Consider the following 25,516-nt stretch of genomic DNA (forward strand, 5'->3'; position numbering starts at 1 on the left):
GTCCCCTCACTGTGGGCGGGCGGGGTCAGAACTGCTCGACATAGCGGGCGGGGTAAGTGCGGGAGTCGTAGCGCAGGACCAGGACCGTGTACCGCTGGTGGTGGCGCAAGGTGTTGGTGGCCTGCTTCACATGGCGCAGGCGGTCGGTCATGGCGTTGCGGACGGCGGGGTCGCGGATGCCAGCCTGGGCGCAGGCGCGGTCGATGGTGGAGGCGCAGTAGTGCTCGATGGCGTCGTCGGGTTCGGGGGTGAGCTGGTGGTCGGCCTGGTGGAGGACGTCGAGGCCGGCGAATAGGGCGAGGGCCTGCTCGCGCGTCTCCATGGGGCTGGTGATGCCGAAGACGTCGCGGCGAACGGCGGCGGCGTGCTCGGGCAGGGGGTCGGGGGCCCAGAAGGGCGCGGCGAGGAGGTAGCCGCTGTGGTCGAGGAAGCCGAGCAGGCGCTTCGCGATGGCGGGTGGGTCGGGGAAGAAGCCGAGGGCGGCGCCGACGGCGATGTGGGTGAAGGTGCGGTCGGGCTGGAAGGTGGTGCCGTCGGCCTGGCAGTAGGTGAGGCGCAGGGCGGGGTCGAGGGTGCGGTGGTTGTAGCTGGCGAGGGCGACGGAGTCCTGGTTGAGGTCGAAGCCGGTGGCGGTGCAGCCGGTGAGGCGGGCCAGCTCCCGGGAGGTGAATCCGGTGGTGCAGGCGACGTCCAGGACGTGGCTGTCTCGGTCGATGCGGGAGTGCAGGGCCCAGGTGTTGACGGTGGCGTGGGCGCCGGGCATGACGTTGGTCTGGTTGATCATGGCGACGAAGTCGGGGTAGCTGGCGGCCCACACGTCGGCGGCGGTGCGGGGCACGGTGGGCAGGGGCCAGGTGGTGGCCGTGGTGGTGGTCATGTCGTCCTCTTGGTGGTCTGGGGAATGCTGGTGGTCAGGCGGCCGGTGCTCGGCGGGGGCCGGGGATGCTGGCCTGGGCGAGGGCGGCGAGGCGGCTGACGGACATGCCGAGACCGACGCACGGCGGCAGGCCGCTGTCGAACACGTCCAGCACGCCCTGGTAGGTGCGGTGGGCGGCGTGGCGGTCGGTGGTGAACTGGGCGCGGAATGCGGCGGCGAGCCGGGCGGGGTCGCGTTCGTTGCGGGCGATCTCGGCGAGTTCTAGTCCGTCGACGTACAGCCACACGCGTTCGGCGGTGCGGCCGGTGCCGGCGATGAGCGGGGAGCCAGGTCCGGGGATGTGGGTGATAGCGGTGAGGCCGCGCAGGTTCTGGCGGACGCTGTGGCGCCACAGACGTCGGGCGAGGAGGTCGGGGTCGTCGGTGCGGGCGGCGGTGTACGGGATCTGCGGGTCGGCGAGTGCCCGGATGGCGGGGGCGTCGGCGGGGTGGATGCCGGTGATGTCCTGGAAGGCGTGGTCGAAGGTGCGGTGCCGCAGGGGGCCGGGGAGGTGGAGAATGCCGGCGACGAGGTCAGCGAGGTAGCGGGTCGCGTGATCGAGGTCGAGGTCGGCGGCGTACGCCTCCAGCATCACGAACTCGCTGACCGGTTGGCCTCGGCGTCCTTCGTTGCGGAAACTGGGGCCGATCTCGTAGCAGCGGCTGGTTCCGGCGGCGATGACGGCGAGCAGGTCGAGTTCGGCGGTGACGCGCAGGTACTGGCGGCGCCCGGTGGCGTGGGCCCAGGTGGTGAACGGCCGTGCGGCTCCGCCGAAATAGGCGTCGGTGAGGACGGGGCCGATCGCCTCGCGGAATCCGTCCGTGGCCAACCGGGCCCGCAGGGGGGCCAGCGCGGGCGAGAGGTCGGGGTGGGGTGACGGTGGTGGGGCGCCGGGCTCGTGGCGCTCCAGTTGCCGGACGAAAAGGGTGGGCTCGCCGGTCCGGCTGGCCGAGCAGGTTCCGCGCACCACGACGAGGTCGCCGGGCTGGAGCGTGCTGGCTTTGTCGGGGTCGAAGGCGAGCTGGGCGGTGCGGCCGTCCCATGCGAGGTCGGCGAAGGTGAGGTGGCGGTGTGCGCGGACGGCGGCCACCCGGCCGGACAGGCGCAGCACATGGTCCGGCGCCGGCCAGGCGGCCCAGTCCGCCGTGGGGAGTGCTTGGTTGCACCGCTCGGAGGCGCGTGTCCGGCTGACGGGTGCGGGGGCGAGCGGGTCGTCCTCGCCGGTGAGGTGCAGCAGCAGCCGGGTGGGGTCCTCGGTGCGGGGGTCGAGGAGCCAGGCAGTTCTGCGCAGAAGGGTGCGGCGCAGGGGTTCGTCGGCGTCGGGCAGTTGCCGCAGGAGGTAGTGCACGGCAGCGGCGCGAAGTGCGTCGGTCCGGCAAGGGATCTGGCTGGTGAGTGCTCTGGTCGCGGCAGTGAGGAGGCCTGGGTCTGCGTGACTGTGGGGCCAGGGCGGGCTGCCGGGGGCTACGGCGGCGGCGAGGGCGTGAAGGAGGATGTCCTCCTCGCGGGGGCCTGTCGACCGGGTCGGCCGGGCTTGCGGGGGGATGGCAGTGTCAGTGCGGGTGGCGTGGAGGGTGACGGCGGGGTGAGGTCCGTGGCCGAGGAGGCGGGCAATTCCGGCGAGCAGTTCGTCGGCTCCGTCAGCCGGAGGGTGGGTGAACAGGGCCTGTGCGGCGGACAGGAGTTCGGCGGGGGCGTTCCAGACAGCAGGGACCGTGCTGGCGTGGGTGGTGGCCATGTCGGCCGCGAGCTGGTGGAGGTCGGGGTGCGTCTTCATGCAGTCTCCGGGTAGAGCGGGCCGGGCTGCCACCAGGTGATGGGCGGGTCGTCCTGGTGCAGGGGGGCGATGAACTTCAGTGCCTCGATGTCCTGTTGGGCGAGCGCAGGGTCGTAGGAGCATCCGGCGGCGGTGTGGGCATCGCGGATCCGCTGGCGGACGGCCGGGGCGATGACGCTGCCCTTGGGGCTGGCGTGGCGGTCGAAGGAATGGACGGGCTGCAAGAGGAGGAAGGTAGAGGTCAGGCCGTGGGTGGAGCGGGGTGAGGTGGAGGGGTAGCAGGGGGCGAAGACGAGGACGAACCAGCGGGTGCCGGCGAGGGTGAGCCACCAGCCGGGGGTTCCGGCCTCGCGCAGGGCCGTGCCGGGATCGGTGCCGATGGCGTCGAGGAGCCCGGAGATCACTTGGCGGACTGTGACAGCCAGCGTGTCGAGGTCCGCGCCGAGCGGGCGGTAGGTGAGTTCGAGGACCAGACCGTCGAGTTCTTCGGCTTGGGCGCGCCAGGCGAAGTCGACAAGGGCGGGTGCGGCGGCCCGACCGGCGGTGAGGGCGTCGGTGCCGTCGAAGACCGGTGCGGCTTCCAGGCGGGCGCGGGGCGCGAACAGGCAGGCCGAGTCCTGTTGAAGGGATGTGAATGCTCCCGCCGGGATGTCAGTCACGGGCTGCCGCCGCCCACGGGTCGAGGTGGCTGCGCGAGGGCAACGGACCGTCCGCGCCCTGGTACTTGCCCGTGTAGAGCTCGATCTCTCCGTACGGCACCCAGAAGGTGGCCTGCGCGACGAGCATGCCCGGGAAGATCGTGACAGGCAGCGTCGCGTACAGCTGGAGTGTGGAGCGGCCGTGGAACCCGAGGTCAATCAGGTCCGCGGTCACGTGGGCGAAGGCGCCCAGGCGAGCGAACCCGGACTTGGCGTGGATCAGCGGCACGTAATGGTCACTGCCGAGCCGCTCGGCGGTTTCGGCGAGCACGAAGTCACCGGCCTCGAGGAGGTAGCCGGCGGCGGGGATCTCGCGGGTCTCGTGCGCGGACGGCAGGCGGGGGTCGAGGACATCGTCGAGGTAGACCAGCAGCCGGTGTCCGAGGGCGAGATCGTAGGAGTTGGTGGTGCAGCGGGCCGGGTCGAAGGGGTCCATGGTGATGCGTCCCTGCTCGACCTGGCGGGCGATCTCCGGTCCGGTGAGGATCACGCGGGGGCTCCGATCATCTGCGATTCACAGGGGTGGCTGAACCCCGCGTACAGCGCCGGAGTCGGTTGGACGGGGCCGGCGTTGTGCCAGAAGGACACCTGGCCGGCGACCATGCCGGGGAAGATCCACGTCGGCTTGGCCGCGACGATCTCCAGCGTCCAGCGGTGCTGCGAGGTGGTGTGCCCGAGGTCTGCGGACAGTTGCAGGAACAGCCCGCGGCGGCCGTTGGAGCTGCACCCGATCAGGCGCATCGCAAACTCGCGGCTGCCGATGACCTCGGCAGTGTGACCCAGGTACATCCGGCGTGGGCGCAGGAGATAGCCGTCCGAGGTCATCTCCACTGCGCTCCAGCGCTTGGTCCGCTCGTTGTAGACCCTGAGTTCGGTGCCCAGGTGATAGTTGCAGCTGTTCGGGTTCACGGCGCAGTCGGCGAGTGGGGCGAAGGTGATGCGTCCGGCCGCGACCTCCTGCCTGATCGCGGGGCCGGTGAGGATCACCTCGTGCTCCCGGAGACCACGGCCGTAGGCAGAAGGGATGCCGAGCGGATGACCTGGGAGGGCTTCCACGCGACCTGGTCGACCTGGATCCGCAGCTGGTCCGCCCGGCGGACGAAGGCCCGCAGCATCGCGGTGGCCTCCATCCGGGCCAATGCAGCGCCGAAGCAGGCGTGCGGTCCGTGTCCGAAGGCAACGTGCGGGTTAGGACTGCGGTCGGGCCGGAACTCCTCCGGCTCCTCGAAGATATCGGGGTCGCGGTTCGCCGAGGACTGCAACAGGACGAGCCGCCGCCCCGCCCTAATCGGGATGCCAAAGACATCGCAGTCCGCAGCGGCGGTCCTGGCCGTGATCATCGCCGGCCCGTACAGGCGCAGTACCTCCTCGACGAACCCGGCCGCGAAGGCGTCGTCGGCAAGGACCCGGTCCCAGTGCTCGGGGTGTTCGGCGGCGGCGAGTAGCAGGGCCGAGATCAGCCCACCGGTCGTTTCGTGACCGCCGACGAGCAGGGCGATGAGATTCGACACCGCCTCGATACGGGTAAGGCTGTCGCCCTGGGCCTCGACATCGACGAGCGCCGAGACGATGTCGTCGCCGGCCCGGGCGCTCCGCTGCTCGATGAGGTCACCGAAGTAGGACGCCAGCTGGGTCCAAGCACGGGCGAGCTGCTGCTCCTGGTCGCCGGTGAGCGCGGGCTCGGTCAGGAGGATGACGTCGTCCGACCATGCCTTGACCGTGGCGCGGTCCGCGACGGGGATGCCGAGCAGCGTGCTGATGGTGTCGACCGGCAGCGGCTCGGCCAGTCCACTGACTGCGTCACCGCCTCCGGACCCGATGAACCGCTTGACCAACTCGTCCGCCGCATCTGCAATGTGCCTCTCCAGGGCAGCTATCCGGCGCGGTGCGAAGGCCTTGGACAGCAACGTCCGGATACGCGGATGCTGCGGGGCGTCGGCGTACAGCACCCAGGAGGTGACCGGGCCGACGAGGGAGCGCAGTTCGGGCGGAAGCTCGTCGAGCATTCCCCTCGCCGTGGGCGCGCAGGTGAACCCCGACGCCCGCAGCAGGTGGCGCACCTCCCGGTAGCGGGTGAAGACGAGGCGCCCGCTACCGAGGTCGGGGCAGTCGACGGCCCTCGGTCCTCGGGCGAGCGCGGCCAGGGCGTCCTCTCGGTCCGCACCAGTATTCAGCGAGGCTAAGACGGTTTGCTGGTCCATACGTACCTTCCGGGTTCCAGGTGGCGTCTGGCAGTGAGCACCCCGCCGGCCTGCAAGTCACAGCAGCTGGACGGGGACGGGCCAACGAGCGCACAGCGTGGCCCGCGAGAGCATGCAGGCCAGCGATCCGAAGGAGGTGCCCAGCGCGAAGGAGATGAGGACAAACTCCGGACTGCTCAACGATGATGACGCTACGTCAGCCCAAGGGCAAGACCGTCGAAAGGGAAACAGTGTCCCTTTCGCGAGTCAGGCATATGCATCAACTAGCCCAAGCGCTAGCCTTTCCCCAACGAGGGAGGTGTCCAAGCATGGCCGTTGAACCCACACCGCGCCGCCGCCGCATTGGCAGCGAGGTCAGGCAGGCCCGCCTCCGCGTCGGTTGGTCGGTGGAACAGGCCGCCGAGGCCCTCGGGTACGGCTCCGCTTCGACCATCTCCAAGATCGAGAACGGCACGCAGGGCATCAAACTCCAGCAGCTCCCGCACTTCTTCCAGGTCCTGCAGATCGACGACCCAGAAGTTCAGGAAGCCTGGCGCGACATGGTCCGCAACGCACGCAAACGCGACTGGCACCAGCGCTACCCCGGAGTCGTCGACGATCCGCTCGGCGACTACCTCGCCAGCCTGGAGCTCGCCTGCGCCCTCTTCATCTGGTATCCCGTTGTCGTCCACGGCCTCTTGCAGTGCGACGACTACGAGCGCGCCGTCATCATCGCGAGCCGGGCCTGGAAGAGCGAGGAGGACATCGGACGCTTCATCACCACCCGCCGCAACATGCGTCTGGAGGCTCTCGACCGCCAGCCCGCCCTCCCGATCTGGGCTGTGCTCACCGAGGCGCAACTGCGTCAGGAAGTCGGCGGCCGACAGACTGCCCGCGCCCAGGTCGAACACCTCATCAACCTGGCGCGCACGCACCGGAACATCGTCATCCAGGTCATCCCGCTCTCTCATGGCGCGCACGCGGGCATGGACGGCCCCTTCATGGCGATGTCCTTCCCGACAGGCCGCGACACCGTCACCATCGAAGGCATGCGCGCCGCGCTCCACCTCCACGACCCCGAAACCGTCACCGCCTACCGCACCACCAGCGACCACCTCAAGACAGACGCCCTGTCCCCAGCGGACTCGCTGGCACTGCTCTCCAGAATCGCCAAGGACCTCTCGTGACCCACGCCAACCTCAAGCAGGCCCCGCCCGTCCAGCAGGCCACCACCGCCTACTGGGGCCCGGAGGGCATCGTCACCGCCGACGAGAAGAACTCACTGGATCCGACGTGGGTCCAAGCGCAATACGACCAAGCGGAATGGCAAACGGCCAGCAGTGGCGGCACCAACTGCGTCGAGATCGCGTTCCTGGCCCGTGGGCTGGTCGGGATGCGGGATTCCCTGAATCCCGACCAGCACCCGCTCCTCTTCACTGAGGGTGAATATGAGGACTTTGTCGACGGCCTCGCGGCGGGCAAGCTCCGCCGCCGCTGACCTACCCGCTTCGCGACATGGCCGCATGACATTCTCGGACCACAGTGTCGCACTCGTCTCCGGCGGCAACCGCGGCCTCGGCCTCGCCATCGCCACCCGCCTCGCCGAACAGGGGATGCAGGTCGTCATAGGGGTATGCGACACCCTGGTCGGCTGCGACACCCAGGCCGCCCTCAGTCGTAGGGGGCTGGTCGTTTACTCCCACGTCCTGGACGTCACCGACCCCCGCGAGCGTGGCCCGCGCCGTCACCGACGTGGCGGCACCGCTGGGCCACCTCGACGTCCTCATCAATAACGCCGCCGTCGCCATCGACCGCCGACAGCCGGCTGCAGCACCCGACTTCGATACGAAGGTCCACATCCCGTCCACTGGTTGCTGAGAGCGCCATGCTGGGGACCGTAACAGCGTTGTTGTCGGGCCCGCCCGTGGTCAGCACGCGGGGCGAACGCCGGTGAGTCTGTATGCGGCGTCTGCGAGGAGTGGCGCCAGTTCCGGGTAGTATCCGCGGTCGACGGCTTGGAGCGTCTCCGCGAGGGCGATCAGTTGGCCGACACGTCCGGCCGGGGTGTCAAGGACGGCGGAGAACTCCGCGCGGACGCGGTCTGCGACTGCGGGCACGAGAAGGCTGCTCACCCACAGGACCGCGGGGTCGTAGCCGACGGGGACGAGTCCCCAGCGCTCCCAGTCCAGAATCATGAGCGGTTTGGCGGTCAGGTTGGCCCACTGGAGATCCCCGTGGCCGGTGGTCCGCTCGACCGTAGCGGGGGCCGAGATGCCGAGGTACTTCGGGAAGACCTCCTCGACCCATTCAGGCCGCAAGAGGATCTTTGTCCCAGGGGCCGTGGCGATGCCGGCCAACGCGGTCGTCAGACCGCTCCACCAGCCGTCCTCCAGGCCCGGGACCTGGCGGAGGTCCGGTGTCGAGGACACTGCGGAGCCGACAAGGTCGAAGACGTCTGCCTGGTAGGCCCAGGCGGCCTCCGTCCAGTCCAGGGTGTCGTGCAGCCGCGGGCGCGGGACGGACTCCGGGATGAACTGCTCGGCTCCGAGGGGCCCTTGGCCGGTGGGCCGGGGGGCGAATCGGCGCCGGCCGCTGGAGACACGCAGCCAGAGGTCCCCTGCGCGGCGGCCGACCGTCGACCCGGATGTGCCGAAGACAGACGGCCCAGTGCAGGCGAGGCCGAGAAAAGCTGCGGCCTTGGCGTGCGCGCCGTCCAGGCGGTGGCGGGCGGCGTCATCCGGCTGAAAGGACATCGAGCACCTTCCTGAGTCGGTCTTCCGGGATCGGGCGGGCGAGGGCCGCCGTGGCATCGTCCCAGTGCGCGCGACTGCTGGTCGAGGTGAGGACGACGTCGAGAGCCGGGCAGGCCCCGACCAGGTGGAACGCGGCGGCGTACGGGTTCGATCCCGGCTGAATGAGATTCACCAGTTCGGGTGTCATCAGCGCCGGGAGTTCGCCACCGTGCAGGGGCGCGGAGGCGAAGGTGGTGATCCCGGCTTCGCGTGCGTGGACAAGTGGTCCGTCCCCGTCGAGCGCCTGGGTGAGGGGCTCAGCCATCACCAGGCTCACCGGCATCTGCACCCCGGTGAGGCGGTGGCTCTGCGACCCGGCGGCGGCGCTGGCCAGGGCGACCAGCTCGGCGACGGTGAACGCCCGGGACGTGAAGCCGGACCAAGTGGCGACGCCGTAGCCGCCGATGCGCCCGGCGTGCGCGAACTCCTCCAGCGCGGCGAACGCGCCGAGTACGTTCCGGTGCAGCTGCCCGCGGTCGTAGCTGGACCGCTCGGGGTTGTGGACGAACACCAAGTCCGCCTGGCCGAGGTCGGCGAGGGTCTGCTCGGTCTGGGAGCGGACGAACTCCGGGGCGATGCTGTGGCGTCCCTGCGGATCAAACCCGGCCTTCGTCGCCACCCGGACACCCGGGTACTCCGGAAGAACGGCAGCGAGCTCGCGGTGGGCGCGGCCGTACGCGTAGTTGGGAGCTGTGTCGATCCAGGGCGTTCCGGCCAGAAGGGCGGTGCGCGCCGCGTCGCTGACAGCGCGCACCCGGTAGGTCCCCAGGCCGAGAACGGCGCTCACGGTGCTGCCTTGACGACACAGGCGCCCTGGCCCTTGATGAGGACCGTCAGGACACCTGCCACATCCTTGACTTCCAGGCCGGCGGCATCGGCGAGGTCCCCGATAGTCACGGGCTCGCCCGCGAGCAAGGCGCGGAGCGCGGGGGTCACCTGCTGTGCGAACTCCCACTCGGTGCCGGCCGCCGCCAAGGTGACGGTTCCTGCTGTGATGTCGGTCGTGATCTCGGCGCGTGCCGCCGTGAGCCGTACGGCGATCTCCCGACGAGGCGGGAGCTCCGCCACGTACGGCAGGGACGGGGCCGGGCGCCCGAAGTGGGTGGTGTCGACGGAGCCCGCCCACCGGTCGATCAACTTGGGGTCGGACAGGGCGGCGAGCATCGCGGTCCGCAAGGCTTCCAGGTACGTGGACTTTGCCGCCGATTCCGCGTGGCGGGGGATGTCCAGCCGCATGACGGTGTCCGCATGCATCTGGTCGGCCAGCCAGTTGATGAGGCTGGCTCCGGTATGGGTGACGAGGCCGAATGTGAGGTGCAAGGATTCGGTGCCCTGGTCGGCGGTGACGGCGTGCCACCATCCGCGCGGCAGGTAGAGGACGTCACCCGGGGTAAGGACGACGTCAGCGACCGGTTCGCCGTCGGGTTCTTCCGGAGACTCCACGTCGCGGAAGGTGGGCGCCGTCCGGGTCGGCTCCCACAGCCGCCAGCGCTTCGCGCCGTGCTGTTGGACGACGACAACGTCATGGTCGTCCCAGTGCCGACCGAAGCCTTCCCGCTCGGTCCACGAGGCGTAGGCGTTCGTCTGCACGGGCGTGCCGAAGAAGCGTTCCAAGGCCTCGGCGGCGGCACGGATCGGCGAGTGGATCTCGTCGATCGCGTCCACGACTAAGGACGCGCCTTCGGCGAGCCTGGCATGGAGTTCGGCGGGGTGAACCCGGTTCCAGGTCACTCCGCGCCGGTTGGTGATCGGGGCCGAGTACCGGCCGAGGGGGATGGTCTCCCCGTCCTGCGACAGCCGCAGCCTCGGCGGCTCCATGCGGTGCGTCGCGACGATGGAGTTCAGATCGTCCCAGGAGAGGAGGGAGCCTGTGTCGGTCCCGTCCGTCGAGACGATGGCGTAGGAGCGGTGGAGCACCTGGGTGAGGAACTGGTCCCCACCCAGGCGCACCGCCCACGAAGCGGCATCGTGCATCGTGGGCATCCGGATCAGGTGTCGTTCTGGTCGGACTTGCCGCCCGTGTTGTCGGACGGCAGGTCCGCGCGAGACCGCGCGGCCCGGATGTTGCGGACGGCGACCAGGAGGCCGCCCCCCTCGTTGTCCTGAGCAGCGGGCGTGGTGCTCTCCATCAGGTACTCCTCTCGGATTCTCCCGCCGGCTTCTTCGGCGGGAATCGTGGTGAGTCCCGCAGGTGGCCGAGACAGACGCTCGTGCCGACGGGAATTCCCGGCAGCCACCGGTTGATCGATCCGGATCAGCGGTGCGGCCGAGCAACCCAGTCTGTCCGGGAGGCATTGACAGGACCATGCCTTCGACCTGTCACTTCGACGGCCTCCCTTCACCAACGTGTCATCGAGGTGTCATCTTTGTCGCAGTCACGGCTGCGGCCTGCGGGTTCGGGCTTGACCGTGCGCTACGGGGTGGCGAGCAGGTGCCAACTCTGGGCAGGATGCCTGGCATGAGAGTCTTGGTGATCGGCGGCGGTTGGTTTCTGGGTAAGGCCGTCGTTGAGGAAGCGCTGGCCCGGGGTTGGGCCGTCACGACGTTCAATCGGGGCAGGTCCGGGGCGTTCTTTCCGGGCGTCCAGCGGGTGATCGGTGACCGTACATCGGCGGACGACCTCTCCCGGCTGGCAGAAGCAGGCCCATGGGACGCCGTGATCGACACCTCGGCCGCCGAACAGCCGCCGAAGGTTGTGCTGGCCGGCGCGAGGGCCTTGGAAGGCGCAACGGACCGCTACGTCTACGTCTCGACCGTGTCGGTGTACGCCGGGTGGCCGGACCACCCCCTCAAGGTGGGCGACCCACTGCTGGACGGACCCGCCGATGCCGGAAGCGACTACGGGATGAATCCTCCGGGCTGGCTGGGGCCAAATCTGCACTACGGTCGGCAGAAGGCCGGCGGTGAGCGGGCGGTGGTCGAGACGTTCGGAGCAGATCGGTGCTGGCTCCTCCGCCCCGGCGTGATCTTGGGCCCCCACGAGTACGTCGGCCGGCTTCCGTGGTGGCTTCGGCGAGCGGCCCGCGGCGGCGAGATCCTGGCTCCCGGAAGTCCCGGCAAGGGCATCCAGCCGGTGGACGTGAGAGACGTCGCTCGCTTCGCCGTCGATGTCGCCGACCATCCTGGCGGAGGCGTCCACAACGTGGCGGCGCCGATCGGCCGGGACACGATGGGGAGCTTCCTGGAGGCGTGCCTGGCCGTGACGGGCGGACCGGGTGAGCTTCGCTGGGTGTCTGACGGAGTGCTGCTGGACCACGGGGTCCGCCAGTGGACGGAGTTGCCGCTCTGGCGGACGGACGAGGGAGTCTGGCTGGTGGACTCCTCCTCGGCCTACGCCGCTGGCTTCACCTGCCGCCCCTTGGAGGACACGGTCCGGGACACCTGGGACTGGCTGCAAGCAGGCAACTCACCTGTCCCCCACCCGAGGGCGTCTGCCCACGGCATCAACGCGGCCCGGGAGCAGGAGATCCTCGCGGCGGCCCGCTCGCTCGGCTGAGACGGCTGGGGCGGCGTGACCGGCATCCGCCTGGACCACCCCGCCCCACCGGTCGGGGACTGCTACTCGCCGATGGCGAGCCGTGCTACACCGGAACCGAGTTGCCTGGGAGCCGAGACCCTCGTGTACTCCTCCAGAGAGTCGCTCAGCGCGACAGCGGCGGGTGACGTCCGGACGGACTCCGTGGTGAGCAGTCTGCGGACGTTTATCACGCGCTCGACCAGGCCGGCCGGTCGCCTGTCGGGGGCGAGCGCGGCGATCGGCGTCAGGACCTCGACGGCCTCATCCAGTTCACCGCCGAGGATCAGCGCTGACGCGAGGTCCGCTCGCGCTTCTGCTTCGATTCGGGGCATCCTCTGATCTGTGGGAAGGCTGTTCTGCAGCTCCAGTACGCGCCTCGCATGCTCCTGCGCCCCGGCACCGTCGTGCAGGAGCAGGAAGGTAGTGCCGTGAGAGCGGGCGATGCGCTCGGGCCCGTGCAGGAATTCCCCGGCAACCCCGTCATGGAGATCGTCGTGCTCGACTGCGGCATCCCCTGCGATGCGGTTGACCGCCGCGGCCGCTCGCTGCCGGTCCCCTAGATGCCCGTAGGCCCTGGCCTCGATGGCGGCGATGCGCGTCCTGCCGGCCGTACCGACACCGGCGAACGACTGCGCCTGCCGGACAAGGCGGATCGCCTCGGCGGGTCGGCCCTCCCAGTAGGCGAGAATCCCGAGCGTGCCGACCGCGAAGGCGGAGAGCGGCGTGAAACGGGTAGCTTCACCGTACATCGCGGCGGTGCGGGCGAGCCGTGTGGCGTCCCCGAGGGAGCCGAGGTCGAAGGCGGTCATGCTCAGCAGTGCCGTCGCTTGGCCAATTGCGATCAGCAGCTGCTGCTTCTGGCTCGGTATGTGGGTCCGGTCCGAGAGCGCTTCGGCGTCGGCCCGAAGCTGGCGGGCCTCGCGGAAGACGTCGAACGGAGGGCGGTTGTTGTAGGTCCGGGCCAGTCGAAGGAGGTCCTCTCCCACCTGGTCGATGGACAGGTCGGAGACGAAGGCGGACGCCACGGAGGCGGCGTGGTCGGATGCGTCGCGTGCGGTCATCGCGAGCTCTCTTTCAAGGTCTTGCCGGGATAGTGCTTCGGGGTCTCCCTCGTTTGCCGGTCCCAAGAGTTCGTCGGCGGACCGGCCGAACATGTGCTGGAGCACTTGTACAGACTTGCCGGTCGGGCGGGACACCGTCCCTGCGACCCAACGCCGATACGTGGCCTCCGACATGGTCAGGCCGCTAAACCGCGAGTCCTTGTGCTTCTTCGCCAGCTCGTTGCCAGCGTCCTTGAACTCCCTGTCGAAGTCGGGGAATTCCCATCCCCTTTTATCGATCAGGACCCGCAGCAGCGTCTTCTTCGACATGTCGCACGCCTCCGCCCCTTGGTGTCGACCAGAGCCTCAGCCGCCGCGCGTGCGGGGAGAGCCCGCATCTAGGAATACCCCGCATATGGCTTTCACGCTGCAGAAACTGACGAGATGACACCTCAATGATCGGCAGCCGTCAGCCCCAGCCACAAGATGACATGTGGCGGTAGTAGCGGTGTTCCGCGTGAGCCAGGACAGTAGGTGGCCGATCGCTGGATCACATGGCGCAACGTGATCCGGCCACTTCTCTTCTGCCTTCCTCGACCTAGCCGGGTGAACCCGGCTGTCCGCCGGCTGCCTGCCCGGCGTCCTCGGCCCTTCACCTAGCCGGGGAGAGCGGCACAGACAGATCACGAGGGGGAAATGGGTCATGCCATCAGCGTCTACCGTTGACACGGCTCAGCTGGTGCAACACCCTGCCGGCCACGACGGTGAGCTCCGGGCTGCACTGGAGGATCTACAGCACGGCCGATGGTGGTCGACCCGTGCACTCCTCGCACGGACGTGGGGCGACCCGGCCTTGTGGGCGTCCCGTACCCAGGCGCTCGGCGCGGTCTCGGCCCGTACGGATGTCCTTCAGCATTGGGCCGCCGAGGAGCCGAACGGCGTCGGCCTGGTCACACTTCAGACCAGGGTGGCCGTCGAGTTGGCCCTCTTGGTCCGGCAGCAGCAGATCGACCCGCGGGAGGCAGCCAGCCGCGAACACGCGGCCCGGGGATCGTGCTGGCAGGCGGCCTCCAGCCTCGCCGGCGACCCCGTTCCGTGGATCGGCCTGCTCGCCCTCGCGCAGCTGGACTCGACCCAGGCACGGCCTGAGCATCAGGTCGGGGCGCCCGACCTGATGCTTCCGCCGGGCCCGTGGGGTCTTCTCGACCAAGCACGCCGGGCGGACCCGTGGAGCAGGGAAGCGTTCCACCGCATGCTCCGCTTCTGGCTCGCTCGGGGAGAGAGCGGTGCCGCGACCGAGTTCCTGACGACCTATCTGCCCCACGCTCCGGCAGGCTCGCCACTTCACGTCCTTCCGCTGTACCTGCACGTCGATCGCTACCGCCGGACCGAGCGCAAGGAGCGGGCCGCACTTCAGTGGACGAATGACGAGGGTGTCCGGTCGACGGTGCTGCGGGCCTACGAACACTGGCAAGCGTCACAAGCCGATGTCGGCCGGTGGCCGGTCGTAGACGAGAGCCACCTCGCTCACGCGCTCTGGGCGACTCGCCACCCACAGCAGGCCGCCGAGGTGTTCGCGGCGCTCAACCCGTTCGTCTCCTCCCAGCCGTGGGTGAGTCTGTCGGACCGGCCGAGCGATCTGATCCGCCAAGCCTTGGCCCAGTCGTTCGCCGCTGCCCGCTGACCGCCCTTCGCCCGGCCGCCCGGTCGGGCTCCCTATCGCCTTCCCCCTACGGAGGTCTCTGCATGTCTCGGCCCCACCGCTCCGCCCCCGCCCACGGGGATGACGAGCATCTGCGATCACTGGGCTACGAGCCCGAACTGACCCGCAGGATGGGCGGCTTCGGGAACTTCGCCGTCAGCTTCTCAGTGATCAGCGTCCTGTCCGGCTGCATGACGCTTTTCGGGTTCGGGCTGGCGACCGGCGGCCCGGCGGTGATGATGTGGGGCTGGGTGGGCGTCGGCCTGGCCGCGCTGCTCGTCGGCATGGCCCTGGCCGAGGTCACCAGCGCCTACCCAACCTCCGGGGCCCTCTATTACATGGCACAGCAGTTGGGTGGGCCGCGCTGGGGGTGGGTGACCGGCTGGCTCAACCTGTTGGGTCTGCTCGGCGGGATCGCCGGGATCGACTACGGCGCCGCCTCGTTCATCGCGGCGTTCGCGGGCCTGCAGTGGGATATCGAGCCGACTCCGGGCCTGATCCTGGCGATCTTCGCCGGTGTCCTGGTACTGCACGCGCTGCTGAACGTCTTCGGTGTCCGCGTGGTGAGCGTGTTCAACAGCATCTCGGTGTGGTGGCACCTGCTCGGCGTGGTGGTGATCGTCGGGGTGTTGTCGATCGTGCCGTCCCACCACCAGTCGCCTTCCTTCGTGTTCGGGCACTTCGCGAACGGCACTGGCTGGCCGAACCCGTTCTACGTCTCAGTGATCGGCCTGCTGCTGGCCCAGTACACCTTCTCCGGCTACGACGCCTCCGCGCACATGTCCGAGGAGACCAAGGACTCGCAGGTGGCCGCTCCACGTGGCATCGTCCGCTCGATCTGGGTCTCGCTGCTGGCCGGGTTTGTGCTGCTGGCCGGCCTGCTGTTCGCGGTCAAGGACTACGGCACCACCGCAGGGGCGACCGTGCCACCCGCGCAGATCTTCCTGGACGCCGTCGGGACGACCGGTGCGAAGTTTTTGCTGCTGATCGTGATCGGGGCCCAGCTGTTCTGCGGTTCGGCCGAGACGACGGCGGCCTCCCGCATGATCTATGCCTTCTCTCGGGACAACGCGCTGCCCGGCTCCGCGATATGGCGCAGGCTGTCGCTCAACGGCACTCCGACCATGGCGGTGTGGCTGGCTGTGGCGGTGGCGTTCGTCCTGGCGGTGCCCTCGCTGTGGTCGACTGCGGCGTACGGGGCCGTGACGGCCGTGAACGTGATCGGGATGACCCCCGCCTATGTCATCCCGGTGTACCTGCGGCTGCGGCAGAGCCACCGGTTCGTGCCAGGGCCGTGGAACCTGGGCCGGTGGAGCCGCCCTGTTGGGATCCTCGCGGTGGTGTGGGTGGCCGTCGTGACGGTGCTCGTCTGCCTGCCGCAGCGCTACCCGGTCACTGGCGAGACGTTCAACTACGCACCCGTCACCCTGCTGGTCGTCCTGGCCCTGTCGGCGGCGTGGTACCGGATGGCTGGCGACAGGTTCAAGGTGCCGGTCGTCCAGGACCCACGCCTGGCGCGGATAGAGGCGCAGATCGTATGAGGGCCACGATGCGCGCCGCCCGCGCCCGGGCGGACCGGACTGCGGCCGACTTCGCCGCGCCGGTTGGCCCGCTGCACCAGTTGGTGGACTCCCACTGCATCGACACCGTGCTGCTCGCGGCCGTTGACGTGCAGGGACGGCTCAAGGGCAAGGCGTACGACGCCCAGGTGCTGCTGGAGCGGCTTCGGTCGGACCGGATCATCCCGGAGATGTGCGGGTACGTGATCGGCACCGACCTGGGCATGACCGCCTCGAAGGCTGGCGAGTTCTCCTGGGACAGCGGCTTCGGCGACGTCGCGCTGCTGCCCGGCCTCGGCCGGGCCCGCGTGCTGCCCTGGCTGCCGGGCACGGCGGTGCTGCTCGCTGATCCGATCACCGGCGGGTGGCCGCACCCGCTGGCGCCGATCACCCTGCTGAACGAGCAGCTCGACCGCCTCTCCGCGCTCGGCCTGGCGGCCAGGGTCGGGATCGAGACGGAATTCCTCCTCTACGAGGGCACTGCCCGCGACGCTGCGGCGATCGGCTGGCGGGGGCTCCGCCCGGCGACGTGGGACAACCGCGACTACGCGCTCGACCAGCCCGGCTCGGTCGCCGCCTTCGGCGCACGTCTGCGGCAGGTCCTCGCCGGGGCCGGACTCCCGGTCGAGGCGGTCAAGCTGGAGGGAGCCCCTGGCCAGGTCGAAGTCACCTTCCCGTACGGGGAGACGAGGGCAATGTGCGAGCAGAACGTGCTGTTCAAGCACGCCGCCAGGTCGGTGGCAGACGAGCAGGGGCTGGCGGCTTCGTTCATGGCGGCCCCGTCCAGCGGTGTCGGAAGCGGCATGCACCTGCACGTCTCCCTGCACGCCAGTGGTGGGCCGGTGCTGGGATCCGGACTGGACGACGGGACCGCGCTGTCGGAGCTGGGCGAGCAGGCGGTGGCTGGGCTGCTGGCCGTGCTGCCCGCCACCGCGCCGCTGTGGGCGCCGTACGTGAACTCCTACCGGCGCTACGGCGATCACTCGTTCGCTCCCGCCCGCTTCACCTGGGGGCGGGACAACCGCTCCTGCGCGGTGCGGGTGGTCGGCCACGGCCGCAGCCTGCGGCTAGAGATCCGTCTGCCCGGTGCCGACGCCAACCCGGTGCTGGCGTTGGCCGCAGTCCTCGCCGGAATCCGGCACGGCATCGAGGCCAGCCTCAAGCCCTGTGCCGCGAGCGTCGGCGACGCCTACCAGGACGCCGCCGCCAAGGCCGTGCCCCGTTCCCTGGCCGAGGCCCTTGCCGGGTTCGAGACCAGCACGCTCGCCGCCGGGCTGCTGGGCGAGCGAGTCGTCGCGCACCTGGCCTCCGTAGCCCGCCTGGACCTGGACCACCACGCCGCCCGCGTCACCGACGCCGAGCTGGAGCGCGGGTTCGCCCAGGCATGAGCCCCGGGCCGGTGGCGGGTGATCCCCCTCCCCGCCACCGGCCCGGACCAACCCCCACCTTCCGCTTCCCCGATGGAGACCCGCATGGACACCACCACCCGCCCCACGACCAAGGCGGTCCCGGCCGTGCCCGAGCTGCTGTCCGCCCCGCACCTGGTCGACGTCGCCGTACCCGGCATGGAGGGCCTGGCCCGGTGGCTGGCCGGACGCGGCGCCGACGTCACCGGCAGCGTGCCGCCCGCCGCGCAGGACAGCCCAGTGGTGGCCGGGCTGAGAGCCGCCGGGGTGAAGGTCGAAGTCGGCTTCGAGGCTGGGCACGTGCGCACCGACCGTACGGCAGTGGTGTGGTCGGGTGTCGTCGTCGGCCCGCATCCCGAGCTCGACCGCGCGCAGGTATTGCGGCTGCCGGTGCTCGGGCGGGCACTCGCGCTCGCAGCCGTGGCCGCACACCCTGGACACCAGGTGGTGGCGGTCGGCGGCAGTCACAGCACCGCGACCGCGGCGGCCGCCCTGGCTGCGGCGCTCGACGACGGCACGACCGGCTGGATCCTCAACGCCGCGTCCCGGGCGGGCTCCGTCGGGCACGCCAGCGAAGGCCGCCTCGTCGTGGACTTCTGCCCCGACACCGCCACCCACGAGGCCACACCTCCCGGCGCCTGGCAGCACCGGCCCGCCCCGCATTACCTGGACAAGCACCCCCAGCTCGCCATCGCGCTGATCACCATCACCGGCGCCAACGCCCCGCATCACGCGGACACCATCGAGGGCCTTAACGCGGCCGAGCGCCTCGCCCGCACCGCCGCGACCGTTGTCCTGCCGACCTGGGAGCGCGGCTCGAAGATCCTCCGCGAGCGACTGGGCGACCGCCCAGGCCCGAGCGTGGTCACCGTCGGCCTCGACCAGGACGACGATGTGCGGATCCTGGTACCCCGCTGGACCGGGGACCGCTACCACGTCGCCCTGCAGCACCAGGGCGAGCAGCACCCGTTCATCCTGCCGATCGCCGGTCGCCACCACGCCCTAGCCGCCTGCGCTGCCATCGCCACCGCCCTCGTCCTGGGTGAGGACCCGCAGGCCGTCGCCGAGCGCCTCGCCCGGTTCGGCGGCGTCGAGCGCTCGCTCGCCACCGTCGGCACGCACAGCCAGATCACCGTGGTGGACTCCCGGGCTCGTCACCCCCGTGAGGTCTCGGGGGACGTCGTGGCCGCCCGGATGCTCACCGAGGGCTCGGTGATCGCCGTCCTGGAGCCGGACGGTGTCGCCCGCACCGCCGCGCACGCCGCCGAGCTGGGTGCCGCGCTCGGCAACGCGGACCGCGCGGTCCTGCTCCCGGTCAGTACCCCGCTGGCCACCCTGTACGCCGACGACCCCCTCGACGCCGTCGAACAGGCCGCCCGCCAGGCCCTCGGAACGGACGCGGTCCACCGGATCCGCTCCAGCCCAGGTGAGCCCTGCGCCGAACAGCAGATCGCCGCCCTCACCGCCCCCGGTGATCTCGTCCTCGTCATCGGCACAGACCAGGCAATGCGCATCGGCCCGCGTCTGCTGTTCCACCTCGCCGCCCCCAACGCGCCGATCCCCCACCAGCTGTGACCCGCCCGAAGCTGCGAAAGAACGAGCCATGACCGCCACTGGGCCCCTGCCCGACCTCAGTGACCAGGAACGCCGCCTGATCGTCCTCGTCGCCGCCAGCGCCAGCCACGACCAGATCTCCGCCGACGACGAGGCCGCTGTAGATCCGGGCGGTGTACGTAGCGCCATCGAGCTGCTTCTCGCCAAGACCCGCACACGCACGGTGCTGCAGCTCGCCGCCTGGGCCTCCGCTCACCGGATCGTCACCAGCCCGGTCCGCCCCAGCGCGGCCCTCACCATCAAGCCCCAACTCCCGCCTCGCCTGCTGCAGATCCTGCAAGGCTGGGCCGCCGGCCGGAGCACACCCGAGCTGACCGCCGACTGGGGCATCGCCCCGAGCACGATGCGCACCTACACCAAAACGCTGCTCACCCAGCTGGGTGTCGACAGCCAGCTTCAGGCCAGCGTCGTCGGTGTTCTCGCCGGTCTCACCACGCTCAACGACATCGAGCCGGCCTGGCCCGCCGACCCGCCCGGTCACGACGTCGAGCAGCATCGGCGGGCGCCGTGAGCATCCGCCGAACAGCCAGCCGCGCTGTGCTGGGAGCGGTGTGCTTCCTGCTCGGCTTCTCGGTCGGCGGCGCCGTCCTCTATCTCCTCCAGCACCGCACCGAGATCGGCCAACCCCTGTACCTGGGGATCTTCGCCATCGTCTCGCTCGCCACCCTCGCCACCGCTGACCGCCTGATCAACCACCGAACCACCCCGCCAAAGCGCACATCCACCATCAGCGGCCAGCGACCGCCGGCCAGCTGAGGACCCACACCACCCCGCTCCACACCCATGGCGGCCGTTCGGGCCAGGGCCGCACCCCTCCGACCACAGAGAAAAGATGTGAATGCGCCACCCTGCAAGCACCCAGTCGATCGGGCCGCCCTGTGCCGGCTACGGCCGACCGGCGGGGCGAGCAGTCGCGAGCTGGACCTGTGGCATCGCGACCGAAACGCTGTCCTGGTCGACTTCGTCGCCCTGGCCGAGCCGCGCACCGTGCTGTCCAGAGCCGCCGCTCCCGCCCTGCTGCCGACCGGCCACACCACAGTGCCCAACTCCCCCACACAGGTGAGCATCCGCCGCTCCGCGCACGCGGTCGCCATCGGCACCGTTCTCAGGCTGCTCGCCATCTCCGGCGCCCCCAGGATTCGCGGGTGCGCCCATCAGGGTGAGGTCGAGGCTGACCCGTCGAGCAACACGCCGATATCGAACTGATGTTGGCACCATCGGGTGACCGTACTGAGAGTTCAGCATCGTCGCCGAGCGGGCCTGCCAGGATCGTCGCCCGGGCGCTTCCCAAGCCGGTCTCCCGCCCACAGCACCTTCATGGAGGCCCCGTGTCGCCTAGCGCGCCGTCCCAGCCGGACGGCACCAGCCCGTACACGGGTTCCCCGTGTGACACCCCGCGTACAGGCCGCACGGCCGTACTCCCCCACCCTTCTCACCCTTTTGGAGCAGCACTGTGCAGAGCCTGCGCCAGGCCGTGTCCGTGATCGTCCACGACGAGGAGAACGGCCGGATCGCCACCATCCACTACGCAGCGGCCAGTTGGAGCGAAAGCCCGGCATGGACGATCCCAGGAGGGAAGGTCGAGGAGGGCGAGCGGCTCGATGAGGCCGCCGCGCGGGAGCTGTTCGAGGAAACGGGGCTGGTCATCCCGGCCGAGGACCTGCGACTGGTCCACACGATCCAGGTCCGGCAGGGCTGGGATGGCCGGGGCCCTTTCCTGCTCTCGGTCTTCGCCACGACCAGTTGGACGGGCACGTTGACCAACACCGAGCCGGACAAGCACCTCGCGGTGGTGTGGTCGGACGCCGCCGCGCTGCCCCGTCCGATGTTCCCCACCTCCCACCAGGCCCTCGCCTCGTACCTGAACGGCGGTCGAGGCTTCTCCACCCACGGCTGGGACGCCGACGTCGATCCCCGCGCTCTGGTCGGAGCCTGACCGTGGGCCAGCCGCCGGCGACCGCCCGACCCTACATTCCCCGCACCATCGGCCTGGGCGCCGCCGAAACAGACCTGCTGCGGGGCTCCTTCGACTGGGCCGGTGTCACCGAGTACCCGCTCGACGATCTGCTCCGCCTGCTCCTGACCACCTGACAGAGGCATCTGCGATGACACCCACACCCCCGAGCCCCGGCCGTCCCGAAGGGTCCGACAGCGAGCAGCTGCTGTTCGGCGGCCCGATGCGCTACGACTACGGCTGGGCCCGCCACGAGATGGCTGGCGCGGACGTTACTTTCCTGGCCGTGGCCCGGCAGCTACCCTCCCTTATGCGGCTGGCCGGACGAATGGCCTGGCAGGCCGATCGCACCTCGATGGCCACGCTGGTCGGCGCCGAGGTGCTGCGAGGCCTCGCCGCCGCCGTCGCCCTGCTGGCCACCAGCCGTGCCCTCGCCCAAGTCCTCACCCCGGGTCCGGTAGAGGACGTGCTCCGTGCGGCGCTGCCCGCGATCATCGTCGTCGGTGCCGTCGCAGGCCTTTCAGCGGTGCTGTCCGCCGCGTCCGGCCGCGCGGCAGGCAAGCTCGAGCCGGCCGTGTTCCGGGTCGCCACCGGTGACTTCCTGCGGATCGTCAGTCGCACGGAACTGGAGGCAATCGAGGACCCGGAGTTCCTGTCCTTCGTGGACAGCGCCCGCTGGGGCGCGGTGTCCATCCAGCACCTCGTCGGCCAGGCCACCTCCGTGCTCACCGCGTCGCTCGGTCTGGTGTCCGCTGGCGGCGTGCTGTCCGTACTGCACCCCGCACTCTTGCCGATGCTCCTGTTGATCTCCGCTCCGCGCGGCTGGGGCGCCGTGCGCACCGCGCGGCGCCGCTACGCCTCCACGAAGTCGTGGTTGCAGCATTCGCGGGCCAGCACCGCCCTGGCGGACATGCTGGTGCGGCCGTGGTCGGCGGCCGAGCTGCGTGTGCACGCCTCCGGGCCGTTCATCCTGGGCCACTACGAGCAGATGGCTCGGGCGGCCGAGAAGGAGCAGGCACGCCTGGCCGATGCGAAGGCCCGCACCGACCTGGTCAGCGCTGCTCTGGCCGGCCTGGCGACCGTCGGCGCGTTCGCCCTGCTCGGCTGGCTCGTGGTGGACGGCTCCATGGCCCTGGCCGTGGCCGGCACCGCCGTGGTCGCGATCCGCACCGGCTCGGCCAGCATCGGCGGCCTCGTCTCACAGATCAACGGGCTCTACGAAGAGGCCCTTTTCGTGCGGGACCTCGACGACCTCCACCGCGAGGGCGCGCGCCGGGCCATCCCCGTCGGGGGCCTCCCTCTGCCCGAACGCCCGGAGACCATCCGCGTAGAGGACGTCACCTTCACCTACGACGGCCGCGACACCCCCGCACTGGACAAGATCAGCTTGACCATCGGCCGGGGCGAGGTGATCGCCCTGGTCGGCGAGAACGGCTCGGGCAAGTCCACGCTCGCCCACCTCCTGTCAGGGGTCTACCAGCCCCATCAGGGACGCATTGTGTGGGGGGACGTGAACGTCGCCGAAGCCGATCGCGACCAGCTGTTCTCCTCCGTTGCCCTGCTCGCTCAGAACTTCCAGCGCTGGGCCTTCACCCTCCGGGCGAATCTCCTATTAGGCCGGCCCGAAGTCCCGTGCAGCCAGGAGCAGCTCGACGCCGCCGCAGATTACGCGGACCTGCAGCCCGTGGTCGAGGAGCTGCCGCGCGGCTGGGACACCCTGGTCGCGAAGGGCTACGAGGGCGGAGTCGGACTGTCCGGGGGCCAGTGGCAGCGCATCGCTCTGGCCCGCACCCACCTGCGGCTCACCACCCCGGCGCCGGACGGGCGGCTCCCGCACCTCGTGATCGTCGACGAGCCGACCTCCGCGATGGACGCCAAGGCTGAGGTCGCCGCGTTCGAGCAGATCCGCAACCTCACCGAACTCGGCGTCACCGTCGTCCTGATCACCCACCGGCTAGCGGCCACTGCCAAGGCCGACCGCATCTACGTCCTCCACCACGGCCGCCTGGTCGAGCAGGGCACCCACGACGAGCTGATGGCCCAGGAACCCATCACCCAGTACCGCGAGGCATACCTCCTCCAGGCTCGCCAGTACGCCATCTCGCATGTGCCTCAGCAGGCTGCGTCGGAGACCGATCCAGTGGCCAGGTTCTGAACCGGGTACTCGTCAAGCCCCAGGTCACGCCTTTCCGGCGCCCGGTGCGGGGCCGTACCCCCTCCCCGGGCACACCTGCATATACGCCGGGTGCTGTTCGCCTGAGCATGACTCGCTCGCGGGCGCTCGATTGCCTCTCGAAGCGCTGTCCAAGCGCTGCTCGCTCTCACGAACACAGCCAGTACGTCACAGGTTTGCGGATTGCGTGCCATTGTCCTCCCCCACTGGGTGAGGCGTTCACGGACGAGGCCCGTCCCGGAGTTCAGGGACGGGCTCGTGACCGTAGGGGTGGTGATCAGTCCCAGCCGAGGGCATGCCGGAACTGGTCGAGCTCGCTGCGCGGGATCGACTGGGCTGGGGTATACAGCAGGTGGGTCACGGTACGCCGGCTGCCGGTGTAGGTGCGGCGCTGGTAGATCCGTACCCTCGGATAGACGACGGTCCACTCTGGGTGGGTCAGGTCGAACAGCTCGGCCAGGTCCTGCGGCAGCTCGTCGCCGTCCTCATCCACCAGTTCGACGTCATCGCTGTCGAGTGGCTGGTGCGTCGTGATCTCGGGGGTGGGGGGCAGTTCGGGGCTGGGCGCTGGTGGCTGCGCGCTGACGGACGCTGGCGGTTCGAGCGGGGCTGCGGCCGACAGTTCGATGCCGGGCGGGCTGACTGGCGGCGGGTTGCTGACAGCCCCAGCGGTCGGCCCGGTCTGCGGTTCGGCCGTGCTGGCCGGGCCCGTCGACGGCTTGCGGGCGGCCATCAGGGGGTCGCCTTAAAGGCGCCGTAGACGAAGCTCTCGGGGCGGGGCACCTCGAGGCCGACGCGCTCGGAGCCGCGCATGGTCACCACACCCCGCTCGAAGTTGTCCCGGTTCTCGGTGGAGACCTGGACGGAGACCTGCTCGCGGTCGTACAGGCGGGCGCCGAGCCCGAAGGAGCCGAGGAGGAACTTGCCCTCGTTGATCGCCATCGAGTCGACGACGGCGAGCCGCCAGACGACCTTCTGCGCGCCGATCGCGACGTTGACCGCCACCCGGTAGGCACCCTGGTTGTCGGTCTCCAGCTCCAAGTCCTCGAAGTCGAACGGGTGCAGGACGATCCCGGTGGGCGGAAAGTAGGCGAGGAACGCGCGGGTGGCGGCGCGGCGGATCGCGGCAGACTGCTTGTCCGGGTCCACCTGGGCGTAGGTCTGGACGCCCTGGGTGTTGACGATTCCGAGGATCTTCTCGTCTCCGCCGACGCCGTACAGGATCTCGTTGTCCTCGGTCATCTTCACGCCGTCGACCATCTCGGTGTCGATGAGGTCGCGCAGCCGCGGTTCGTCGGCGAGCGTGTTCTTGTGGACCGGCATGGTGTGCGCGATCTCGGCGACCGGGTAGGTGACGGTCTTGAAGGTGAGGTTCGACTGCCCGGCCCTGGCGTAGACCTCGACCGCTGCTCCGCCGCCGGGCGGCACCTCCATGGCCCGCTCGGGCACGATCCCGGCCGCGTTGGTGAAGCCGGTGACCCGGACGCCGTACAGCAGGTTCGCCGTGGTGGTCTGGGAGGGGAAGAGGTCGCGGATGCGGCCCGGTCGCAGGGCGCGCGGGACGATGTCCAGCCGCTCGGCGGTACCCAGGCCGAGGACAGCGGCAGTGCCGGCGGACCGGCTGAAGATGTCCTTGCTGGCGAGCTGGTCGAGGGCGTGGCCGTCCACGGTCACCATCTCGTCGAAGCTTCCCCGGAAGCCGCCGGCACTCAGGGCCTTGAACTCGTCCGAGTCGACGAACCGCTGACCGAGGGTCTTGGCCTGGCCGGCGCCGAGGCGCGCAGCGAGCGCGGCGTCCTGCGGAGCGTAGGGCTGGGTGGTGGGCTCGTTGAGGAAGGTCTGAATGCCGGCGGCGCCCTCGAGGTCGGTGATCAGCTGCTTGATCTCCTGAGCCTCGCTGAGCGTCTTGCGGAAGGCCGCGGCCTTGTCGGGGGAGACAGTGACGCCGCCGTCCTCGATCGTGAAGGCGTTGCTAATGGTGTCCAGCTCCGCCGCCTTGGCGCGCAGCGCGGTGTTGAGCTCCTTGAGCCGGGTCTTGTCGGCGGTCACGAGGTGACGCTCCTTGGTGTTGAGCCGGGCCGCCCCGCCAGCGCGGGACGAAGGGGTGTCACGTCGTGCGCCCGGTCAGCACCGGAGCGCCACGGCGATCGGCACACCGTAGGAGCGGTCAGCCCTTAGTGTCGCGCCG

At 70.1% G+C, this 25,516-nt stretch carries 28 protein-coding genes; 14 read left to right on the forward strand and 14 right to left on the reverse strand.

Annotated elements, in window-relative coordinates; all coding sequences use genetic code 11:
* Positions 1-25 precede the first annotated feature (25 nt).
* The 7 genes from ACIOFR_RS25920 to ACIOFR_RS25950 are packed head-to-tail and all read right to left on the reverse strand — an operon-like array spanning position 26 to position 5,772.
* Positions 26-877: a class I SAM-dependent methyltransferase gene (locus ACIOFR_RS25920; protein ID WP_401001313.1), complete on the reverse strand. Its 852-nt coding sequence runs from the start codon at positions 875-877 to the stop codon at positions 26-28.
* A gap of 34 nt (positions 878-911) precedes the next feature.
* Positions 912-2,693, reverse strand: coding sequence for an amino acid--tRNA ligase-related protein (locus ACIOFR_RS25925; RefSeq protein ID WP_401001314.1), 1,782 nt, complete (start codon positions 2,691-2,693; stop codon positions 912-914).
* A complete protein-coding gene (locus ACIOFR_RS25930) occupies positions 2,690-3,352 on the reverse strand; it encodes a hypothetical protein (RefSeq protein WP_401001316.1) in 663 nt (220 codons plus the stop codon). The genes ACIOFR_RS25925 and ACIOFR_RS25930 overlap by 4 nt, the downstream gene beginning before the upstream one ends.
* Complete coding sequence (locus tag ACIOFR_RS25935; RefSeq protein WP_401001318.1) at positions 3,345-3,881, reverse strand: dCTP deaminase domain-containing protein; 537 nt, start codon at positions 3,879-3,881, stop codon at positions 3,345-3,347. The genes ACIOFR_RS25930 and ACIOFR_RS25935 overlap by 8 nt, the downstream gene beginning before the upstream one ends.
* A complete protein-coding gene (locus ACIOFR_RS25940) occupies positions 3,878-4,378 on the reverse strand; it encodes a dCTP deaminase domain-containing protein (protein ID WP_401001320.1) in 501 nt (166 codons plus the stop codon). The genes ACIOFR_RS25935 and ACIOFR_RS25940 overlap by 4 nt, the downstream gene beginning before the upstream one ends.
* Complete coding sequence (locus ACIOFR_RS25945) at positions 4,375-5,592, reverse strand: cytochrome P450 (protein WP_401001322.1); 1,218 nt, start codon at positions 5,590-5,592, stop codon at positions 4,375-4,377. The genes ACIOFR_RS25940 and ACIOFR_RS25945 overlap by 4 nt, the downstream gene beginning before the upstream one ends.
* A 57-nt stretch (positions 5,593-5,649) precedes the next feature.
* The gene (locus tag ACIOFR_RS25950) at positions 5,650-5,772 is read right to left on the reverse strand and encodes a hypothetical protein (protein WP_401001324.1); all 123 of its coding nucleotides are present in this window, start codon (positions 5,770-5,772) and stop codon (positions 5,650-5,652) included.
* 128 nt (positions 5,773-5,900) lie between these two features.
* Between ACIOFR_RS25950 and ACIOFR_RS25955 the strand changes: the two genes are divergently transcribed.
* The 3 genes from ACIOFR_RS25955 to ACIOFR_RS25965 all read left to right on the forward strand — a co-directional run bounded on the left by ACIOFR_RS25955 (position 5,901) and on the right by ACIOFR_RS25965 (position 7,449).
* Complete coding sequence (locus tag ACIOFR_RS25955) at positions 5,901-6,758, forward strand: helix-turn-helix domain-containing protein (RefSeq protein ID WP_371500275.1); 858 nt, start codon at positions 5,901-5,903, stop codon at positions 6,756-6,758.
* Positions 6,755-7,069: a DUF397 domain-containing protein gene (locus tag ACIOFR_RS25960; RefSeq protein ID WP_401001326.1), complete on the forward strand. Its 315-nt coding sequence runs from the start codon at positions 6,755-6,757 to the stop codon at positions 7,067-7,069. The genes ACIOFR_RS25955 and ACIOFR_RS25960 overlap by 4 nt, the downstream gene beginning before the upstream one ends.
* A 233-nt stretch (positions 7,070-7,302) precedes the next feature.
* Positions 7,303-7,449: a hypothetical protein gene (locus ACIOFR_RS25965; RefSeq protein ID WP_401001328.1), complete on the forward strand. Its 147-nt coding sequence runs from the start codon at positions 7,303-7,305 to the stop codon at positions 7,447-7,449.
* A 50-nt stretch (positions 7,450-7,499) separates the two neighbouring features.
* Here ACIOFR_RS25965 and ACIOFR_RS25970 read toward each other — a convergent pair whose 3' ends face one another.
* Genes ACIOFR_RS25970 through ACIOFR_RS25985 form a run of 4 tightly spaced genes read right to left on the reverse strand, consistent with a single transcriptional unit; the run spans position 7,500 to position 10,492 of the window.
* The gene (locus ACIOFR_RS25970) at positions 7,500-8,324 is read right to left on the reverse strand and encodes a hypothetical protein (RefSeq protein ID WP_401001329.1); all 825 of its coding nucleotides are present in this window, start codon (positions 8,322-8,324) and stop codon (positions 7,500-7,502) included.
* Positions 8,305-9,150 (reverse strand): aldo/keto reductase, encoded by an 846-nt coding sequence (locus tag ACIOFR_RS25975; RefSeq protein WP_401001331.1) that lies wholly within the window; start codon positions 9,148-9,150, stop codon positions 8,305-8,307. The genes ACIOFR_RS25970 and ACIOFR_RS25975 overlap by 20 nt, the downstream gene beginning before the upstream one ends.
* On the reverse strand, positions 9,147-10,337 hold the full coding sequence (locus ACIOFR_RS25980) for a JmjC domain-containing protein (protein WP_401001368.1): 1,191 nt from the start codon (positions 10,335-10,337) through the stop codon (positions 9,147-9,149). The genes ACIOFR_RS25975 and ACIOFR_RS25980 overlap by 4 nt, the downstream gene beginning before the upstream one ends.
* Before the next feature lie 14 nt (positions 10,338-10,351).
* Positions 10,352-10,492, reverse strand: a complete 141-nt coding sequence (locus ACIOFR_RS25985; RefSeq protein ID WP_401001332.1) for a hypothetical protein — start codon at positions 10,490-10,492, stop codon at positions 10,352-10,354.
* A gap of 302 nt (positions 10,493-10,794) precedes the next feature.
* On the opposite strand from ACIOFR_RS25985, the gene ACIOFR_RS25990 reads away from it, so the two are divergent.
* On the forward strand, positions 10,795-11,859 hold the full coding sequence (locus ACIOFR_RS25990) for an NAD-dependent epimerase/dehydratase family protein (RefSeq protein WP_401001334.1): 1,065 nt from the start codon (positions 10,795-10,797) through the stop codon (positions 11,857-11,859).
* Positions 11,860-11,921: 62 nt separating this feature from the next.
* Here ACIOFR_RS25990 and ACIOFR_RS25995 read toward each other — a convergent pair whose 3' ends face one another.
* On the reverse strand, positions 11,922-13,250 hold the full coding sequence (locus ACIOFR_RS25995; RefSeq protein WP_401001335.1) for a DNA-binding protein: 1,329 nt from the start codon (positions 13,248-13,250) through the stop codon (positions 11,922-11,924).
* 637 nt (positions 13,251-13,887) lie between these two features.
* Between ACIOFR_RS25995 and ACIOFR_RS26000 the strand changes: the two genes are divergently transcribed.
* The 10 genes from ACIOFR_RS26000 to ACIOFR_RS26045 all read left to right on the forward strand — a co-directional run bounded on the left by ACIOFR_RS26000 (position 13,888) and on the right by ACIOFR_RS26045 (position 23,310).
* On the forward strand, positions 13,888-14,604 hold the full coding sequence (locus ACIOFR_RS26000) for a hypothetical protein (RefSeq protein WP_401001337.1): 717 nt from the start codon (positions 13,888-13,890) through the stop codon (positions 14,602-14,604).
* A gap of 62 nt (positions 14,605-14,666) precedes the next feature.
* The gene (locus tag ACIOFR_RS26005; RefSeq protein WP_401001339.1) at positions 14,667-16,163 is read left to right on the forward strand and encodes an amino acid permease; all 1,497 of its coding nucleotides are present in this window, start codon (positions 14,667-14,669) and stop codon (positions 16,161-16,163) included.
* The gene (locus ACIOFR_RS26010) at positions 16,160-17,569 is read left to right on the forward strand and encodes a glutamine synthetase family protein (RefSeq protein WP_401001341.1); all 1,410 of its coding nucleotides are present in this window, start codon (positions 16,160-16,162) and stop codon (positions 17,567-17,569) included. Before ACIOFR_RS26005 ends, ACIOFR_RS26010 begins: the two co-directional genes overlap by 4 nt.
* 84 nt (positions 17,570-17,653) lie before the next feature.
* Positions 17,654-19,162 (forward strand): Mur ligase domain-containing protein, encoded by a 1,509-nt coding sequence (locus ACIOFR_RS26015; protein ID WP_401001343.1) that lies wholly within the window; start codon positions 17,654-17,656, stop codon positions 19,160-19,162.
* A gap of 28 nt (positions 19,163-19,190) precedes the next feature.
* Positions 19,191-19,712: a LuxR C-terminal-related transcriptional regulator gene (locus ACIOFR_RS26020; protein WP_401001345.1), complete on the forward strand. Its 522-nt coding sequence runs from the start codon at positions 19,191-19,193 to the stop codon at positions 19,710-19,712.
* Between the two features lie 26 nt (positions 19,713-19,738).
* Positions 19,739-19,957: a hypothetical protein gene (locus tag ACIOFR_RS26025; RefSeq protein WP_401001346.1), complete on the forward strand. Its 219-nt coding sequence runs from the start codon at positions 19,739-19,741 to the stop codon at positions 19,955-19,957.
* Positions 19,958-20,035: 78 nt separating this feature from the next.
* The gene (locus ACIOFR_RS26030) at positions 20,036-20,407 is read left to right on the forward strand and encodes a hypothetical protein (RefSeq protein ID WP_401001348.1); all 372 of its coding nucleotides are present in this window, start codon (positions 20,036-20,038) and stop codon (positions 20,405-20,407) included.
* Between the two features lie 247 nt (positions 20,408-20,654).
* Positions 20,655-21,137 carry an NUDIX domain-containing protein gene (locus tag ACIOFR_RS26035; RefSeq protein ID WP_401001349.1) on the forward strand — a complete coding sequence of 161 codons (483 nt, stop codon included), beginning with the start codon at positions 20,655-20,657 and terminating at the stop codon, positions 21,135-21,137.
* A gap of 2 nt (positions 21,138-21,139) precedes the next feature.
* A complete protein-coding gene (locus ACIOFR_RS26040) occupies positions 21,140-21,292 on the forward strand; it encodes a hypothetical protein (protein WP_401001351.1) in 153 nt (50 codons plus the stop codon).
* 14 nt (positions 21,293-21,306) lie between these two features.
* On the forward strand, positions 21,307-23,310 hold the full coding sequence (locus ACIOFR_RS26045; RefSeq protein ID WP_401001353.1) for an ABC transporter ATP-binding protein: 2,004 nt from the start codon (positions 21,307-21,309) through the stop codon (positions 23,308-23,310).
* Positions 23,311-23,605: 295 nt separating this feature from the next.
* Here ACIOFR_RS26045 and ACIOFR_RS26050 read toward each other — a convergent pair whose 3' ends face one another.
* Positions 23,606-24,061, reverse strand: a complete 456-nt coding sequence (locus ACIOFR_RS26050; RefSeq protein WP_401001355.1) for a hypothetical protein — start codon at positions 24,059-24,061, stop codon at positions 23,606-23,608.
* Positions 24,061-25,377, reverse strand: a complete 1,317-nt coding sequence (locus tag ACIOFR_RS26055) for a phage major capsid protein (RefSeq protein ID WP_401001356.1) — start codon at positions 25,375-25,377, stop codon at positions 24,061-24,063. Before ACIOFR_RS26055 ends, ACIOFR_RS26050 begins: the two co-directional genes overlap by 1 nt.
* Between the last annotated feature and the right edge of the window lie 139 nt (positions 25,378-25,516).

The organism is Kitasatospora sp. NPDC088346 (assembly GCF_044740765.1).
Classification (GTDB): Bacteria; Actinomycetota; Actinomycetes; order Streptomycetales; family Streptomycetaceae; genus Kitasatospora.

What these genes read in the sequence shown, in the direction of transcription:
- ACIOFR_RS25920 (WP_401001313.1), bottom strand. Translation starts at nt 877, where the DNA reads ATGACCACCACCACGGCCACCACCTGGCCCCTGCCCACCGTGCCCCGC.
- ACIOFR_RS25925 (WP_401001314.1), bottom strand. Translation starts at nt 2,693, where the DNA reads ATGAAGACGCACCCCGACCTCCACCAGCTCGCGGCCGACATGGCCACC.
- ACIOFR_RS25945 (WP_401001322.1), bottom strand. Translation starts at nt 5,592, where the DNA reads ATGGACCAGCAAACCGTCTTAGCCTCGCTGAATACTGGTGCGGACCGA.
- ACIOFR_RS25955 (WP_371500275.1), top strand. Translation starts at nt 5,901, where the DNA reads ATGGCCGTTGAACCCACACCGCGCCGCCGCCGCATTGGCAGCGAGGTC.
- ACIOFR_RS25970 (WP_401001329.1), bottom strand. Translation starts at nt 8,324, where the DNA reads ATGTCCTTTCAGCCGGATGACGCCGCCCGCCACCGCCTGGACGGCGCG.
- ACIOFR_RS25980 (WP_401001368.1), bottom strand. Translation starts at nt 10,337, where the DNA reads ATGCACGATGCCGCTTCGTGGGCGGTGCGCCTGGGTGGGGACCAGTTC.
- ACIOFR_RS25985 (WP_401001332.1), bottom strand. Translation starts at nt 10,492, where the DNA reads ATGGAGAGCACCACGCCCGCTGCTCAGGACAACGAGGGGGGCGGCCTC.
- ACIOFR_RS25995 (WP_401001335.1), bottom strand. Translation starts at nt 13,250, where the DNA reads ATGTCGAAGAAGACGCTGCTGCGGGTCCTGATCGATAAAAGGGGATGG.
- ACIOFR_RS26005 (WP_401001339.1), top strand. Translation starts at nt 14,667, where the DNA reads ATGTCTCGGCCCCACCGCTCCGCCCCCGCCCACGGGGATGACGAGCAT.
- ACIOFR_RS26010 (WP_401001341.1), top strand. Translation starts at nt 16,160, where the DNA reads ATGAGGGCCACGATGCGCGCCGCCCGCGCCCGGGCGGACCGGACTGCG.
- ACIOFR_RS26015 (WP_401001343.1), top strand. Translation starts at nt 17,654, where the DNA reads ATGGACACCACCACCCGCCCCACGACCAAGGCGGTCCCGGCCGTGCCC.
- ACIOFR_RS26020 (WP_401001345.1), top strand. Translation starts at nt 19,191, where the DNA reads ATGACCGCCACTGGGCCCCTGCCCGACCTCAGTGACCAGGAACGCCGC.
- ACIOFR_RS26045 (WP_401001353.1), top strand. Translation starts at nt 21,307, where the DNA reads ATGACACCCACACCCCCGAGCCCCGGCCGTCCCGAAGGGTCCGACAGC.
- ACIOFR_RS26050 (WP_401001355.1), bottom strand. Translation starts at nt 24,061, where the DNA reads ATGGCCGCCCGCAAGCCGTCGACGGGCCCGGCCAGCACGGCCGAACCG.